This is a genomic window from Nocardioides piscis (genome assembly GCF_011300215.1).
GTDB classification, from domain to species: Bacteria; Actinomycetota; Actinomycetes; order Propionibacteriales; family Nocardioidaceae; genus Nocardioides; species Nocardioides piscis.
Genome location: NZ_CP049866.1, coordinates 1,441,826 through 1,458,131 on the forward strand (window position 1 = coordinate 1,441,826; position 16,306 = coordinate 1,458,131).

Here is a 16,306-nt window from a genome sequence, read left to right on the forward strand (position 1 = left end):
CGTGCGAGGTCTCGTGCTCGATGTCGACGACACCGTCTATCTGGAGCAGACCTACGTCGCCTCCGGCTTCGCGGCCGTTGAGGCGTGGTGCGCCAACAGTTTGGGTGTCCTGGGAGTTGGTGCGCGTGCCTGGCGTCTGTTTGAGGACGGAGGACGCGGCACGACCCTGACGGATGCGCTTCGGGACTTGGGTGTCGAGGTGACGCCTGAGGTGAGGCGGGCGGTGGTCGACGCCTACAGGGCGCACATACCGGACATCGAGTTGTTGCCCGACGCCCGCGCGCTCATTGAACTTGCTAGGAGCCTCGCAATCCCCGTGGGGGTCGTCACGGATGGCCCCGTGAGTAGCCAGCGCGCCAAGGTGGCGGCCCTTGGCTTGGGAGCACTCGCGAAGGTGGTGGTCGTGACGGCGGAATGGGGGACTTCGAAACCTGATCCAGCTGTCTTCTTGGCTGTGGAAAAGGGTCTATCTCTTGCTGGCCACGAACTGGTGTACGTCGCAGACAACCCGATCAAGGACTTTCAAGGCCCACAAGCGTTGGGTTGGAAATCCGTTCGTGTGAGGCGAGAAGGTGCGTTGCACTACCAACTCGCCACGCCACCTGGCGTCACCGAGGTCCCGCGGCTGGACTCTCACGGATTGGTTGGTCTCCTGTCGAGAAGCGCCGCTGAGGCCCGCGAGGCCGAAACCAAATGACAAACGAACTCCAAAGAAGGAACTGATCGCATGAAACACACCCACGCGGGTCCGGTGCTGGTGACGGGCGGCACAGGTTCGTTCGGCTCGACGATGGTGAGCAGACTTCTCAAGACGGATGTCGGAGAGATCCGGATCCTGAGCCGTGACGAAGCCAAGCAGGACGCTATGCGACGTCAGCTCGCTGATGGGCGGGTGAAGTTCCACGTCGGAGACGTACGAGACACTCGCAGCGTTGAGGATGCAATGGACGGTGTGCAGCATGTCTTCCACGCCGCGGCGCTCAAGCAGGTGCCGAGCTGCGAGTTTTTTCCCCAGCAGGCCGTGCTCACCAACGTCACCGGTAGCGACAACGTCATCCGCGCCGCCGAGCGAGCGGGGGTTGCGTCGGTTGTGTGCTTGAGCACCGACAAAGCGGTGTACCCCATTAACGCCATGGGCATCTCCAAAGCCATGATGGAAAAGGTGGCTCAGGCCCACGCTCGCAACCGCTCTGCCACCAGCGGTACGACGGTATCGATCACGCGCTATGGCAACGTCATGTACAGCCGGGGATCAGTGATCCCGTTGTTCGTTCAGCAAATCAGGGACGGCCAGCCCCTTACGGTCACCGACCCAACGATGACGCGCTTCTTGATGTCCCTCGAGGAGTCTGTGGACCTGGTGCAGTACGCGTTCGACCGCGCCACACCCGGGGACCTGTTCGTGTACAAGGCACCTGCCTGCACGGTCGAGTTGCTGGCGCGAGCTGTTGCTTCCTTGTTCGGCGACAACGACCCAGAGGTAAGGATAATCGGGACCCGCCACGGCGAGAAGCTCTACGAGTCGCTTCTGAGTCGCGAGGAACTGCAGAAGGCTGACGATCAGGGCGCATATTTCCGGGTGCCGTTGGACGCGCGATCCCTCGAGTACGAACTGTACTTTGACGAAGGGGAAAGCGAGGTCGTCGATCACGACTACACCTCGCACAACACCGTGCAGCTCGACCTCGATGGGGTAAAACGACTTCTGCTCAATTTGGAGCCAATTCGTCGAGAGATGCGTGCGGCCGGTTGCGACCCGGAGTCGCAGGCATGAGGGTTGCGGTCACCGGGGGGTTCGGCTTCCTCGGATGGCACACCGCGTGCCGCCTCCGGGCGATTCACGGGGTCGAGCCCATACGCCTGGGGCGCAACGACTTTGCCGACCCCCAGCGTCTGATCGAGGCTTTGACAGGTGTCGATGCAGTGATCCACATCGCCGGCATCAACCGCTCGGACTCCGATGGAGCGGTTCAGCAGGGGAACATTGCCATCGCCTTGGGCCTGGCGGGTGCGATGCGCCAGGTCGGCAAACCGCTTGACCTGGTCTTTGCAAACTCAGTCCAGTCGCAGCGGGACAACCCATACGGTCGGGGTAAGGCGGAGGCCGCGAGGATCGTGAAGGAGGCCGCGAAGGACGTGGGTGGCCACTTCGCTGACCTGTTGCTGCCGAACCTGTTCGGTGAACACGGACGCCCTGGCTACAACTCATTCGTCGCCACGTTCGCGCACGATGTCGCGGCGGGTCGTAGACCATCAATCACGGACGACCGCAAGATCGAACTGCTTCACGCGCAGGACGCAGCGGGGCTATTGATTCAAGCGCTGGGCAGGGACGTGTCCGAAGTGGTGTCTGCCGAGCCGATGGCGATCAGCGACGTGTTGCACTTTTTTCTCGAGACCCACGAGCTGTACGCGGCCCGTGGCGAGGTGCCGGACTTGTCCACGCCGATGCGGCGCAATCTGTTCAACACGTACCGGGCGGCGGCCTTCCCGGAAATGTGGCCCATCTCGCCGCAGGTGCACTGCGACGATCGCGGTGACCTGTACGAGACCGTCCGTGCGCACGGCGGCACCGGTATGGCGTTCATGTCCACCACTCGCCCGGGGCAGAAGCGCGGTGAGCACTATCACCTGCACAAGGTCGAGCGGTTCTTCGTGGTCAAGGGGGAGGCCGAGATCAAGCTCCGGCGCCTGCTACACGATGAGGTGGTCACCTTCCGGTTGAGCGGCGACGAGCCCTCGTTCGTCGACATGCCGACGCTGTGGGTCCACAACATCCGAAACGTCGGCGACAGCGAGCTGGTCACGATGTTCTGGTCCGACCAATTGCTCGACGCTGCGAACCCCGATCAGTTCCCTGAGACCATCGCCCAGGAGGCAATCGCATGAAAGTCATGACCGTAGTCGGGACCAGGCCCGAGATCATTCGGCTTGCCTGCGTGATCGACCGTCTTGACAAGACCGACGGCATCGAGCACGTCCTGGTGCACACCGGCCAGAACTACGATCACTCGCTGAATCAGGTCTTTTTTGACGACCTTGGAATTCGTGCCCCGAACCACTTCTTGGGGGTGGATACGTCCAGCCTGGGGTCGGTCTTAGGCGGCGTGCTCATGGGCACGGAGAACGTATTGTTGAAGGAACGGCCAGATGCGATGCTTGTTCTGGGTGACACGAACTCCTGCATCGCTACGGTCATGGGTAAACGCATGCGCGTCCCGACCTACCACATGGAGGCCGGCAACCGCTGCTTCGACGAGAACGTCCCGGAAGAGACGAACCGACGACTCGTCGACCATGTCGCTGACTTCAATCTCGCCTACACCGAGCACGCGCGCCGCAACTTGCTTGCAGAGGGTCTGCACCCTCGCCGAATGTTGGTAACCGGCTCCCCAATGAGGGAGGTGCTTGCGAAGTATCGCAACCAGATTGACGCCTCCGACGTGCTCCAGAGGCTCAATCTTGTGACTGGTGACTACTTCTTGGTCAGTGCCCATCGCGAGGAGAACGTGGATCTGACTGAGCGTCTGCACATGCTGCTCGACTGTCTCGTCGCTGTGCGGGAGCAGTTCGGCAAGCGCGTCGTTGTCTCAACACATCCGCGCACGCAAAAACGGCTGGAGGCGCTGAAAAGTGAAGTCGACCTCACGGGCATCGATTTTATGGAGCCTTTCGGCTTCCACGATTACAACAAGCTCCAACTCGAGGCGGCGTGCGTCCTTTCCGACTCGGGCACGATCTCGGAAGAATCCTCGATTCTGGGTTTTCCCGCGATCACCCTGCGGGACTCAATTGAGCGCCCCGAAGCCCTGGACAGCGGATCAATCATCATGACCGGTCTCGATGTTAACGACGTGGTGCGAGGGATCGGCCTATCGATGGCGGACGGTCCCGTAACCTCGTCTCACCCGGCTGGGTACGAGATCGCCGACACGAGTAGTCGGATAGTGCGGTTCATTGCGTCAACGGCTGGACGGCACCATGCATGGGCGGGTATCCGGTACCAGAACGATCTTGGGGTGGGACTATGAAACCTGAGAACGGGCGCGTTCTGATGATGACAGGAGAGGTGCGCGAAAATGGGCTTACTCGGCACGTGCTTCAGTTGGCGTCGGCGCTAAAGGCGCAGGGCTGGACAGTCGCAATCGCGCTGGACTCGTCGTTGGCGTCAAGCGAGTGGTTTGTCCGGGATGCCGAACATCGAGGCCTCACCACGTATCAATTGGGCTTCTCTCGTCAAGGTGTTGGGCTTGTGCGTTCTGGGGCCGCGCTGGCAGCAGGATACCTGGATGCCCGCGCAATGGTGGAGGAGTTCAATCCAACCGTCATTCACTGCCACACCCGAAGCACGCTCCCATATGCGCTCTTGGCCAGTGGTCGAGGGCGTTCCCGAGTCGTGTTCAGTGTCCATAACACCATTGCGAATACCGCGGTCACTAAAATTCTGTACAGAATTCCCCAAAAATTCGTCGCAACGAGTGAGGCGATCGAGGTTGACTTACTCGAAGGATTTGGCGTGCCAGCAAGAAAGGTCCACTACGTCCCGAACGGAGTGGAGTCCACGACGCCAGATTTTGAGCCAGTCAGTTTGGATAAAGCAGACTTAGAAGCGTGCGATGAGGGGCTAGTGCTTGTTGCAATGGGACGGTTGGACGAAGCCAAAGGCTTCGATGTGCTGATTGATGCTGCCGCCATACTTCAGGCAGATGCGGACATGCCTCACTTTCACGTCGTCATCGTGGGGGAGGGAGAAGAGCGTCCTGATCTAGAGCGCCGGTGTCGCGAGACACACACCCAAGACATCGTGCACCTGGTCGGCTGGCGCAGCGACATCGCGGAGGTCTTCGATGCGTCCGACGTGTTTGTCTTGTCCAGCAGGTGGGAGGGCTTCCCGCTGGTCGTAGTGGACGCGATGTTGCGAGGCCTGCCGGTTGTGCGGACGGCGGTTTCGGGGAAGGAGCAAGTGGTTCACGGCGAGACGGGTTTCCTCGTCCAGCCGGATGACGCAGTCGCGCTCGCTGCGCGACTCAAAGAGTTAGCCTCGTCTTCAAAGACACGAAAGGAGTTTGGAGAAGCTGGCCGCGCACGAGCGGAGGCTCTCTACACGACGATACAAATGGCTTCAGCCACAGGAGACATCTACCGCACTGTCGCTGGAAAGTAGCTTGGCGACTCGCGGCAACCGTCGGGTCTGCTCCGTGAGCGTGGTTGCCTCTCCTTACTCTGTTCGCGACACTTCGACTTCCTGAAGGGAATGAATTCCGATCATGCGCAACGCGTCCGAGTGGAGGCCAACGAAATTTCAACTCCGGAGGGGGGTATGGCGTGCGTCCCGCGACCGGGGGACTCTATCGATCGCAGCGCGGCTCACCTCTGACCGATGCGCGACAAGTTATGTTCGCGCAGTGAAGCAGCACGCAACCGGACGTCTCGCCGACATCGGTTGTGGTGCTGTTCCACTTTACGGCGCATATGGGGATCTGACGGATAGCGTGACATGCATCGACTGGCCCTCGTCTTTCTACACGAACAAACATGTCGATATCGAACATGACCTGACGATGCCTTTGGATTTGCCTGATGCCAGTTTTGACACCATTCTTTGTACAGACGTGTTGGAGCACCTGCCACGGCCAGAAGTCGCCATGGCTGACTTTGCTCGCCTCTTGGCTCCACGTGGTAAGTTGATTATCGGTGTTCCATTCTTGTATGGACTTCATGAGGAACCCCACGACCACCACCGGTTCACTCACTTCAAGTTGCATGATCTCGCAAAATCAAATGCACTGGAGGTCGTGACCTTGGAAACGCTCGGTGGGCCGGTTGAGGTGGTAGGCGACATGGTGGCGCGCTTGCTTGCCTCTCGTGGCCGGTCGGGACGTGCTTTGGCCGCAGCGGAGCAGGAGGCCGTGATCTGGCTAGGACGGCAGCTCCCGGCTAGCTTGCGCTCGGACATGGATTGGAAGTTTCCGTCGGGGTACTTGATGGTTGCGCAGAAACCTGCGCAACGGCCGCTGCAGGACTGAACAGTCGCACTTCTCTGAATCGTTTTCCCAATACACGGGGCAAGTGTCATCAACGCGGCCCCGAGGTCCAGATGGTCCAAGTGTTCAAAGGTGAGATTTGATAGCAGATTATTGACAGCGTTAGCACACCTGGGTCTGCCCGTTCGGGTCGTACGGTGTCCGAGGGCTCGTTGTCGACGACGCTTGAAAACGAGGCCATAGCGACGGGCGAAAACGAGGCCACCCAGACAGATTGGATGGGTGATCTCAGTGGAGGATTGGGCTTTGATCCGGCGGCTGGTTGCGGACGGTGTTCCGCAGCGGCAAGTCGCACGGGATCTAGGTATCGGTAGGTCGACGGTCGAGCGTGCGTTGGCCTCGGACCGGCCGCCGAAGTATGAGCGTCCGCCGGTGCCGACCTCGTTCGAACCGTTCGAGCCGTTGGTGCGAGAGTTGCTCAAGACGACGCCGGACATGCCGGCGACGGTGATCGCAGAACGGGTTGGCTGGACCGGTTCGATCACCTGGTTCCGCGACCACGTCCGCCGGCTGCGTCCTGAACATCGACCGGTCGACCCCTCGGACCGGCTGACCTGGCTGCCAGGTGACGCGGCGCAGTGCGACCTGTGGTTCCCGCCGAAGAAGATCCCGCTCGAGGACGGCAGCAAGGTGTTGTTGCCGGTCATGGTGATCACCGCCGCGCACTCGCGGTTCATCCTCGGCCAAATGATCCCGACCCGGCACACCCAGGACCTGCTGCTAGGGATGTGGGAGCTGATGCAGCAGCTGGGCTGTGTCCCGCGCCGTCTGATCTGGGATAACGAGTCCGGCATCGGTCGCGGCAAGCGTCATGCCGAAGGCGTCGGTGCGTTCACCGGCACCCTGGCCACCACGCTGCAGCGGTTGAAGCCGTATGACCCGGAGTCCAAGGGAGTCGTCGAGCGACGCAACGGGTTCTTCGAGACCTCCTTCATGCCTGGGCGTGACTTCGCGTCACCGGCCGACTTCAACACCCAGTTCGCCGAGTGGCTGGGACTCGCGAACGCCCGGGTGGTGCGCACCATCAAGACCAGGCCGGTCGACCGGCTTGCCGCCGATCGGGCAGCGATGCTGCCGCTGCCACCCGTCGCACCCGTGGTCGGGTGGGTCAACCGGGTCAGGTTGGGCCGCGACTACTACGTCCGCGTCGACAGCAGCGACTACTCCGTCGACCCTGCGGTGATCGGCAGGTTCGTCGACGTGACCGCTGACCTGGGTCGTGTCGAAGTCCGCCACGAGGGGCGCCTCGTCGCCACCCATGACCGTGTCTGGGCGCGCGGCATGACCATCACCGACCCCGTCCACGTCGCCGCAGCGAAGGTCCTGCGTGAGGAGTTCCAACACCCGCGACCAGCAGCGGATCCGCACGAGGAACTAGCCCGCGATCTGGCCGACTACGACCGTGCCTTCGGCCTCATCGACGGCCTGACTGACGGGCAGGTGGCCTGATGGCAGCCAAGGCCAAGAGCAACACGACCGAGGCACTCAAGCAGCTGACCTACCTAGCGGGTGCGTTGAAGGCGCCCCGGATCACCGAAGCAGCAGGTCGGCTGGCCGACCATGCCCGCGACGCCGGGTGGACCCACGAGGAGTACCTCGCCGCGGTCCTGGATCGTGAGGTCGCAGCACGCAACGCATCCGGTGCCCAGCTGCGGATCCGGGCCGCCGGGTTCGGTTCCCGCAAGACGATCGAGGAGTTCGACTGGGACGCCCAACCCGAGGTCCGACAACAGATCGCCGCACTCGCATCGGGTGGGTTCCTGACCGAGGCACGCAACGTCGTGCTGCTAGGCCCGCCGGGCACCGGCAAGACCCACCTGGCCACCGGCCTGGGCATCGCTGCCGCCCACCACGGCCACCGGGTCCTGTTCGCCACCGCCACCGAATGGGTCACCCGACTCACCGACGCCCACCGCGCAGGACGGCTACCCCAAGAGCTCGCACGGCTGCGGCGCTACGGACTGATCATCGTCGACGAGGTCGGCTACCTGCCCTTCGAGCAAGACGCCGCGAACCTGTTCTTTCAACTCGTGTCCAGCCGCTACGAACACGCCTCGCTGATCCTCACCAGCAACCTGCCCTTCAGCGGCTGGGGCGGTGTGTTCGGCGACCAGGCCGTCGCCGCGGCGATGATCGACCGCGTCGTCCACCACGCCGACGTCCTGACCCTGAAGGGCGCCAGCTACCGGCTACGCAACCGCGGGATCGACACCCTGCCCAGCATCAGAACCCAAGACACGGCAGACTAGAAGACACGAACCGGTGGCCTCGTTTTCGAGCGTCGCATCGGCCTCATTTTCGAGCGTTGCCGACACTCGTCGGGAACGCTCTGATCAATGCGACGTGACGCTCGTGGCGACTGTCGCGGGAGCCTCAGCCAGGCTCCTAGGTGGCCTCGTGGTAACGGCGTCGTGCTGGGGGAGGCGGCGGCTCGGCGCATAGCAGCGCTCACCGCCATCTCCGGGCACTGCCCAGAACAGGCTGTTTCCGCAGATGGGACAGCGTTGACACACCCTTTCTGCCTCGCACCGCAGTCGACCATCGGCGCGGGCGTCGTGCCGGTCAATAGTCCGCGACGGGGCAGCACGAAGCAGACCTTAAGTTCGTCCGCAGCACCGGATCGTGTGGGCGGCCGGTGGTGCAGCGCAGTGCGACTTGTGTCTCTCGCCGCGCGAGATTCCGCCAGGGGATGGCACCACGAAGCTGTTGCCGGCGTTGGTGTTCACCGCCGCTGGAAACCAAGCGGTCAGAACTGCTACAGATTCGAGCATCGGCGGCAGTTTCGCGAGTCCAGGGGTCCGGTTACCATCGCTCCCTGCGAGACTGCGTTCATGAATGACACTTCGGCTACCACTGACCACTTGCATAACCCACGTGGATCGATGGCGATCGTAGGGTTTGGCTTCATCGGCCGTCGTATCGCCAAGCGAGCCCAGGAGCGCGGCTGGCAGGTGCGGGCCCTAAACCTCGAGCCCGTGGGAGACGATGCGGTCGAATTAGTTGTGGGGTCAGCCCAAGACCCTGTGTTGCTGACGCGGTTCCTTACGGGAGCCTCGCACATCGTCTATGCCGCCGGGACTAGCAAACCAGCCGATTCTAACCTAGACCCGGTCTCCGACGCGGTGCGTAACTTGGAACCGTTGTTGGCCGTGCTTGGCGCAGCCCGCGCAGTTCCTCCTCGAGGTCTGACGTTTCTTTCTTCGGGCGGATCGGTGTACGGCCCAGACTCGCCTGTTCCGACTAGCGAGGACGCACCGCTGTGGCCCATCAGTTCGTACGGAATCATGAAGGTGGCGGCTGAAAGGTATGTATCGATGTATGCGCGGCAAGCCAAGTTCGCCGCTGACATCTTGCGATGCGCAAATGTGGTCGGACCTGGGGAGCCAACCGTGGGGTCACAAGGGCTTATCGGAATCGCACGGGCGAGGCTGCTGGCCGGTGAACGGATCACCGTGTTCGGAGATGGAAGCGCCCGTCGCGACTACATCCACGTCGACGACCTAGCGGACGCGGTGGTCCGACTGGCCGAGAAGCCGCATGGCTTGCGCGCGCTAAATGTCGGAAGCGGCGCGGCGATATCAATCGCCGAGATTATCGAGGCTCTGAGCGAGGCCCACAGCGTTAAGCCTTTGATTGATCATCAACCAGCAAGGGCGTCCGATGCGCCCATCACCCAGTTAGACATCTCGGAACTCAATAGACTCCTTGATTTCTCCCCACGGTCGATTGCGGCTTGGCTTCGTCAGTCGGGCGCATCTGGCTAAACAACTGAGGGGGCAAGAATTCGAGAATCGCTTGCCGCATTGTTACCCCCGGACAGAGGTGTCTTGGCTGGGCCCCAGCGGTGGTCCGATGTCGATTGAGAATCAGCCAGGTCTCGGACTGGGCCCGCTCCGTGGGATCGCCATCGTCACCCAGCGCGGGCGTAGAGGTCTCCGGCGAAAAAGCCGTCATGGAGTTCGGATCGTCGACCTCCTCCAGTCGACGGACCATTGATAGCGAATTTCTTGTCGTAGCGAATTTCTTGCCAACCCCGTGCTGCTTGGCCACGACACCGCAGCTGCCAGTGAGTGAGGAGAACCTGTCCCGAAGCCTCACGGCGCTGAAGGCACCTGGGTGATGTAGTTCTAGGTCGACTGTGGACACCGTGCAGATGCCAGCCGCATGTGCTCACCTTCCTGGACTCGACAGGATCCGCCAGCAAACCTGAGCGGGCTTCAGTCGCCCGCGTTCCTGTCGTCGAGTCACTTGCTGGCCGATACGTCGTCGTCCTCCTAGAACGTGAACGCAGATGAGCTCGGCTAAGGTTCCGTTCCATGGGTGCGAAAGAAGGCCGGTCCGCAGGTGGGCGCATGGTCGAAATGTCTCTTGAGCTTGTCGGCTACGAGCCACAGCGCGAAGGCCTAGCCTTAGTGGAAACCGAGAAGCCCACAGGTTCGGGATTCGAGATAGTTCTTGCACAGAATGCTTGGAATGTTATTCCGTGGGACGAATTTTGGACCAGAATCAAACCCTATCCTTTTCGCATTGCATCACGAATCATCGCGAGGAGAACGTTGGCTGCGGTCAACCTCTCGCGAGCTGATCGGGTTGTCTGCCTCACGTCCGCGATGGGAGATTTCTGTAGCGAACGCGGTTACAGGAATGTTTCTGTTTCAGCAGTGACGGCTCCGGCTGTTTACCCTATAGGGGACGTTCCCGGGCCGGGACTTAGCTCCGAGAACTTTGCGCTTGTCCCAGGTTCAGTGACTTGGTACAAGGACCCAGTGCGGGGGCTTCGCTATATCCGTGACCACACCGCACTGCGGGCCGTAATCTTCGCGGGTGGCGACGATGGTTCGGGGTGCCAGCAGGAGATCCAGCGACAGGCAGCCGCCGCTGGCATGACTGCTCTCTTTGGCTACCTTCAACACGCGGCACTGCTTAGAGCCTACTCTCAGGCTAGCCTCATTGTGTTACCATCCCGGCTGGAGAGCCTCGGGTTTTCTTTGGCGGAGGCGGCGCTAGCGGGGAGTCCGCTGGTCTTCTCGCGAATTCCGGCGCACACTGAGATCGCGCGTCGTTTGGGACTGGAACTATTGGATCTCGAGGGGTCACTTGTGGCGTCTGAGAGTTCAAGGATCAGCTGGACGCGAGATCAAGCGATCTATGAGTGGGACTCGCTAGCTAAGGACTTGGGCCTCAAACGCCGTTAGGTCGCGCTATAAGGAGCTGGTTGTTACCGGCTCGTCGGTCTGGAGATGACCGCTCGTCCTGGTTCTGCGGGTATGGGCTAGCCAACCTTGGGCACGAGATCTTGAGCGGGGTTGCGTCGTCGAGTGTCCGGTCACCATCGGTCGCTGACGCGGTTCGCGTCCTTGACCTGGAACTGGGTCCGGACGAAGCATGAACCGTAACGGGTTTTGATGTCGTTCCCCTTGTGAATCAAGGAGGATGAGCTCATGCCCAAGAAGGTGGCCCCTGCCCTAGGGCCGGCGCGTCGGATGGTCGCTGAGCATCGGGCGGACAACCCAACCCGGCGGTGACCGCGGTCTCGGAGGCTGTCGCGGAGCAGCTCGGTATCGGGTAGGAGGCGGTGCGTCGACGGTTGTCCAGGCTGACATCGATGTCGGCGGCCGGCCCGGGATTTCGAGCGATGAGAGCGCTGAGATCGGGAAGCTGAAGGCCGAGAACCGAAGGTTGCGCGCGGTCAACGAGATCCTGCGGAGGAACTCGATTTCTTCGCCGGGAGCTCGCCCCTCGGGGTACCGGAGCGGCAGAGAACCAGGGGCCGCTTCGATCTTCTTCAGTATGGTGCACACGCTCCGGGAGGCAAGTTGGAGCGGGCTTCTAACTTGCAGCGCTTCTACTGATGCTTACAACTACACTCCTGACCGTGGCAAGAGCACCTGGAAAAACGCATCGCATCCGACGACGGCTGTTGTCGATCACGATTTTGCTGTTACTCACCGCATCCTTTACTGAACAAGTCGTCCCCAGCAACGCGGCACTGACACTCTTGCGGTTTGCCTGCCCGGTCGGGCTGGTGCTGGTCACGTGGGCGCTGCCCCAGCACCGGCGGCTGATCGAGGCACCACCCGCGGCCAGAAGGCTCGTAGCAAGCGCGTATGGACTCACTCTTCTCGCGCTGGCTTCGACGTCATGGTCCGTCGCCCCCCTTGACACCATCACCAATGCCGCCGCCTTCGGCACACTAACGCTGCTACTGCACTTGAGCATTTGCCGAGCATGGCGAGTCCCCAAGGACATCGCTGACGATGTGACCGCGATCGCGTGGGTCCTCGGCGTCACTGCTGTACTTGGTCTCATCGCTCCGACATTCGGCGTGACAAACTTAAGTCCATACCACGGCCGTTACGTTGGGCTATTCGCGAACCCGAACGCTTTGGGTGCAAACTCTGCCCTCACCGTCCTGCTTGCCTTCGGCAGCGCTGCATCTCAACCGGTCCGATGGAAGTCTGCGACCATGCTTGCTCTCGCGGCGGTTTCCGCGTATTCGCTCCTTCTGTCGGCCTCAAGGACCGCGGTGGTCGCCTGCCTTCTAGCAATAATCTTTGTCATGGTTCGACGTGGCGCTGGGGTAGTCGTCTCTACCTCGTTGTTTCTGGTGCCTTTCGCGGTCGTATTTGCCTCTGCATATCAACCCTCAACAACAGGGCTTCTCGAACCGCTATTTGCGCGGTTCAGCGATGGGGCTTCCTTCGACTCATTCGGCAACCGTACCTCAACGTGGCAGTTGACTATTGATCTGTGGCAACTGCGTCCACTCGAAGGGTACGGGTTCAGATCGGGCGAAGCAGTGTTTCGCGATTCGGCCGGAACCAATGCTTTGTCCTTCGAAGTTGCGCATAGCAGCTACCTTCAGTTGCTCCTCGAACTTGGTGTGCTGGGAATGGCGGTGGCCGCTGCGCTGTTCTTTGCGGCCGCTCGAGGCGCATTGGTCGCCCCCCGGACAGGCGTAGGTGCTTGGCTAGGCGGAGCGGTACTCCTGGGGTTGGCCACGGGCTTGACCGAGTCGGTTCTGTTTGGGACGGGCCAAGTAGTCAGCTGGTTGTTTTGGATTTGTTGTGCTGCGGCCTGTACGTCACCCATCGAAGACAACCCAGACTTCACATCGCTCGCTACGCCTAGCCGAGTTGCAGGATGAACCTTCTAGGTTTCTCGGCCGTTCGTATACGGCATGCGGCTCGCCCTTAAGCGCATGGAGCGGGCCTGCTCGTACCCGATCGCGGGGACGTTGCGCAGGGTGAAGTGAAGCGTTCGAGAATCATGGGCTCAACCTAGCCAGTGGTGTTGACGGTGAGGGTTTCCTATGGGGCCGACGCGGAGGGACAGATCTTATGTGCGTGGAGCGCTTGGGCGCTTGGCGACGGTCGGGATGGCGACGACCCGCGGCTTTTCCTAGTGAGTGCATTGGACTTGCCCCGCTCTGGTGGACACCAGATAGTGAGCCGCAGGCTTGCTGAAGGGAGTCCGTTATGGGCCGTCCGTCGAAGTATCCGGCGGAGTTCAGGGCCGAGGCTGTCCGCCTGGTCCTCACCACTGACAAGTCGATGGCCGAGGTTGGCCGCGACCTGGGGATCAGCGACAAGACCCTCGGGGCATGGGTCCGCAAGGAGCGTGAGAAGCAAACGCTCGACGCCCTGCCCGGCGCGTTGAGCGAACACGAGCGACTGGAGCTGAAGCGGCTGCGCAAGGAGGTCTCCGACCTCAAGGTCGAACGCGAGATCCTCCGCAAGGCAGCCGCCTATTTCGCCAAGGAGATGACCCGGTGAGCCGCTTCCTGTTCGTCTCCGAGCATCACGACACCTACGGGGTGAAGCGGCTGTGCCAAGTTCTCGGTGTTTCTCGATCCGGCTACTACGCCTGGACCATGCGCGGCCCTTCGGCGCACGCCGAGCGTGACCTCGAGTTGGCAGCAGTGGTCTGCGAGGTTCACAGCCGCTCCCGGCGGACCTACGGAGCACCACGTGTTCATGCCGAGCTCGGCCGTCTTGGACACCGCACCGGTCGGAAGCGGGTCGCCCGCCTCATGCGTGAGTACGGCCTCGTGGGGGCGCACTCACGCCGCAAGTGGCGCACCGGCAAGCCGAACACTGCCTGGGCACCCGATCTCGTCGAGCGGGACTTCAACCCCGCCGTTCGCGACCGGGTCTGGGCCGCTGACGTCACCCAGTTCCGCACCGACGAAGGCTGGCTCCACTTCGCCGGAGTCATCGACCTCTACTCCCGTCGAGTCATCGGCTGGGCCATGGGCAACAGCCCCGACGCTGACCTCGTCATCGACGCCCTCGTGATGGCCTTCGAACGCCGCCGGCCCGACCAGAAGCCGATCCACCACGCCGACCGCGGCGCCGCCTACACCTCGCTCGCCTTCGGGCAGCAGCTCGAGCGGCTCGGGATCGCCGCCTCGTTCGGGTCGACCGGGGACGCCTACGACAACGCCGCCGTCGAGTCGACCTGGTCGGTCCTCAAGCGCGAACTCGCCTGGATCCACGGCCAACACGCATGGCGAACTCGGGCCCTGCTGCGCTCGGCGATCTTCGACTACGTCGAGGGCTTCTACAACACCACCCGAATCAAGCAGCGGCTCGGATACCGTTCACCCGCAGAGTTCGAGCAAGAGGCAATCGCCTAAACACCGTGTCCACCGGACCGGGGCAAGTCCACATCCGAAGCACTCGGGTTCGCAGACGCTCGCTGCGCCGCCGGAAGGCGATGATCCCCTAATTTAGTCGCGCGGCAGTGTGGCCGGAGTTCTCTCCTGGCGCCAGATAGCACTCAGGAGTAACCACTGAGCCGACGATGCCAATAGCAATCCCCAGGCCACGCCCTGAGCCGTTCCTATGATCAATGCGCTAACTCCTGCGAGCCCGGCGACAATGAATATGTCAGCACCCGAGGCTCGAAGCGTCGAATTGAACTTTCGCAATGCCAATAAATGCAGCCTCGGCCACATGCTTGCTGCCACGATAGCGTATTGCAACAACATCACGGGAATGACGGGACGCGCCGCATTCCAAGTTTCCCCAAGAAGAAAGTGCCCCACGCTATTGGGAACAATATAGGAGATCCCGGCTGCGGAAATGAGTGACGCAACCAAGATGCTCAGCACAAGTCGGACCCGAGAGTTGTGAACTCCACGAGCGTTGCTCATTTGAGGGAGAAGTAGGAGCGGGACTGCCGCAAATATTACGTTGAAAGGCCCGAGAGCGGTGCTAGACCCGCGCAAGCCCGCAAGTTCTCTGAGTGACAGCACGCCAATACAGATGAAGGAAACGACTAGCGGCTGCGCTGCTACTAGGCTCGACTGCGCCACTAGTGTGCGGAGTTCACCTACATGTTTCGAGATGGCACGAAGTCCGCGCAGGGAAGGTCGAAGGCGTGAAACCCTCATAATTATGGCGAGTGCCGTCAGATTGCCGGCCGCGTAGCAAAGTAATGCAAGAGTCGCTGAACCCATACTGGTAAAAGTCAGGCTCCAGCCGATTGTCGTAGCTACGAGCCAGAGCAGGTTAGCACCAGTAATATGGTTCGGGCGTTTTCCTAAACTGTGTGCTGCGTATCGGACGTTGTCGTGGAGAACCAACGGGACGATCGACGCTGCGACAATAAAGTATGGAGTATGCGCTGATAACGGGACAGATTCTACAAATCTCGAGATTCCCCAATGCGTCAGGCCTATCGCAAAGCTTATATAGAAGAGCCAAGACAAGAATGCCCGGCGCGCATGCGTCGTGAGCCCGCCGTCAGCCGAAGTGGCCAGCAAAATGCCAAGACTTCCGCGCGAAACTGTAATGGCAAAGGTGTTGACAAGAATTCCCATCGCTAACGCGCCGAATGCTGCGGGAGGTAAGACCCGCGCGCACGCGAGGACTACGATGAGATTGCATGCACTAACTACCGCTTGGTCGAGAACGACAAGGGCGCGGCGCATCTATACCCTTTGGCCGCGCAGGAAAAACTTCGCGTGACGAGCGGGCCAATACGGTTCGATATGCCGTCGGTTCAAAACGCGCCCCTGGTGTCCAGTGTACTTGGGGTAGCCGTCGGAACTAAACACCAGGTCATATGTTTCCAGTGCTAATGACAATGCAGCCTCGTCAATATCTGAGTACCTGCCGAAAGGCCAAGCGAACCATTGGCAAGGTGCCTGAGACAACTTCTCGACCTTACTCCGGCACTCAACGATTTCCTGCTGTAGAACAGTTGGAGTCAGTCCGGTCAGACGCTTGTGGTGAGTAGTGTGGGCGCCAATTATG

Annotated in this window: 14 protein-coding genes; 13 read left to right on the forward strand and 1 reads right to left on the reverse strand. The window is 61.2% G+C overall.

Annotation, left to right across the window (positions count from 1 at the left end):
• Window position 1: 1 nt before the first annotated feature.
• From G7071_RS07130 to G7071_RS07190, 13 genes are all read left to right on the forward strand, one after another.
• Window positions 2-697, forward strand: a complete 696-nt coding sequence (locus G7071_RS07130; RefSeq protein WP_166316684.1) for an HAD family hydrolase — start codon at window positions 2-4, stop codon at window positions 695-697.
• Between the two features lie 30 nt (window positions 698-727).
• The gene (locus G7071_RS07135) at window positions 728-1,774 is read left to right on the forward strand and encodes a polysaccharide biosynthesis protein (protein ID WP_166316687.1); all 1,047 of its coding nucleotides are present in this window, start codon (window positions 728-730) and stop codon (window positions 1,772-1,774) included.
• Complete coding sequence (locus G7071_RS07140; RefSeq protein WP_166316690.1) at window positions 1,771-2,889, forward strand: polysaccharide biosynthesis C-terminal domain-containing protein; 1,119 nt, start codon at window positions 1,771-1,773, stop codon at window positions 2,887-2,889. Before G7071_RS07135 ends, G7071_RS07140 begins: the two co-directional genes overlap by 4 nt.
• Window positions 2,886-4,031 carry a non-hydrolyzing UDP-N-acetylglucosamine 2-epimerase gene (gene wecB / locus G7071_RS07145; RefSeq protein ID WP_166316693.1) on the forward strand — a complete coding sequence of 382 codons (1,146 nt, stop codon included), beginning with the start codon at window positions 2,886-2,888 and terminating at the stop codon, window positions 4,029-4,031. The genes G7071_RS07140 and wecB overlap by 4 nt, the downstream gene beginning before the upstream one ends.
• A complete protein-coding gene (locus G7071_RS07150; protein ID WP_166316696.1) occupies window positions 4,028-5,164 on the forward strand; it encodes a glycosyltransferase family 4 protein in 1,137 nt (378 codons plus the stop codon). The genes wecB and G7071_RS07150 overlap by 4 nt, the downstream gene beginning before the upstream one ends.
• 241 nt (window positions 5,165-5,405) lie before the next feature.
• Window positions 5,406-6,026, forward strand: coding sequence for a methyltransferase domain-containing protein (locus G7071_RS07155; protein WP_166316699.1), 621 nt, complete (start codon window positions 5,406-5,408; stop codon window positions 6,024-6,026).
• Window positions 6,027-6,266: 240 nt separating this feature from the next.
• Complete coding sequence (gene istA, locus G7071_RS07160; protein ID WP_166316702.1) at window positions 6,267-7,493, forward strand: IS21 family transposase; 1,227 nt, start codon at window positions 6,267-6,269, stop codon at window positions 7,491-7,493.
• Window positions 7,493-8,293: an IS21-like element helper ATPase IstB gene (gene istB, locus G7071_RS07165; protein WP_166316705.1), complete on the forward strand. Its 801-nt coding sequence runs from the start codon at window positions 7,493-7,495 to the stop codon at window positions 8,291-8,293. Before istA ends, istB begins: the two co-directional genes overlap by 1 nt.
• Before the next feature lie 582 nt (window positions 8,294-8,875).
• Entirely contained in the window at window positions 8,876-9,808 is a 933-nt protein-coding gene (locus G7071_RS07170) for an NAD-dependent epimerase/dehydratase family protein (protein ID WP_166316708.1), read from the forward strand.
• A gap of 588 nt (window positions 9,809-10,396) precedes the next feature.
• Entirely contained in the window at window positions 10,397-11,239 is an 843-nt protein-coding gene (locus G7071_RS07175) for a glycosyltransferase (RefSeq protein WP_166316711.1), read from the forward strand.
• Between the two features lie 680 nt (window positions 11,240-11,919).
• Window positions 11,920-13,191, forward strand: a complete 1,272-nt coding sequence (locus tag G7071_RS07180; protein ID WP_166316714.1) for an O-antigen ligase family protein — start codon at window positions 11,920-11,922, stop codon at window positions 13,189-13,191.
• Between the two features lie 331 nt (window positions 13,192-13,522).
• The gene (locus G7071_RS07185) at window positions 13,523-13,819 is read left to right on the forward strand and encodes a transposase (protein ID WP_166316717.1); all 297 of its coding nucleotides are present in this window, start codon (window positions 13,523-13,525) and stop codon (window positions 13,817-13,819) included.
• On the forward strand, window positions 13,816-14,682 hold the full coding sequence (locus tag G7071_RS07190) for an IS3 family transposase (RefSeq protein WP_166316720.1): 867 nt from the start codon (window positions 13,816-13,818) through the stop codon (window positions 14,680-14,682). The genes G7071_RS07185 and G7071_RS07190 overlap by 4 nt, the downstream gene beginning before the upstream one ends.
• 1,299 nt (window positions 14,683-15,981) lie before the next feature.
• On the opposite strand, the gene G7071_RS19965 is transcribed toward G7071_RS07190, so the two are convergent.
• Window positions 15,982-16,305: a polysaccharide deacetylase family protein gene (locus tag G7071_RS19965; RefSeq protein WP_166320989.1), complete on the reverse strand. Its 324-nt coding sequence runs from the start codon at window positions 16,303-16,305 to the stop codon at window positions 15,982-15,984.
• Window position 16,306: the final 1 nt, after the last annotated feature.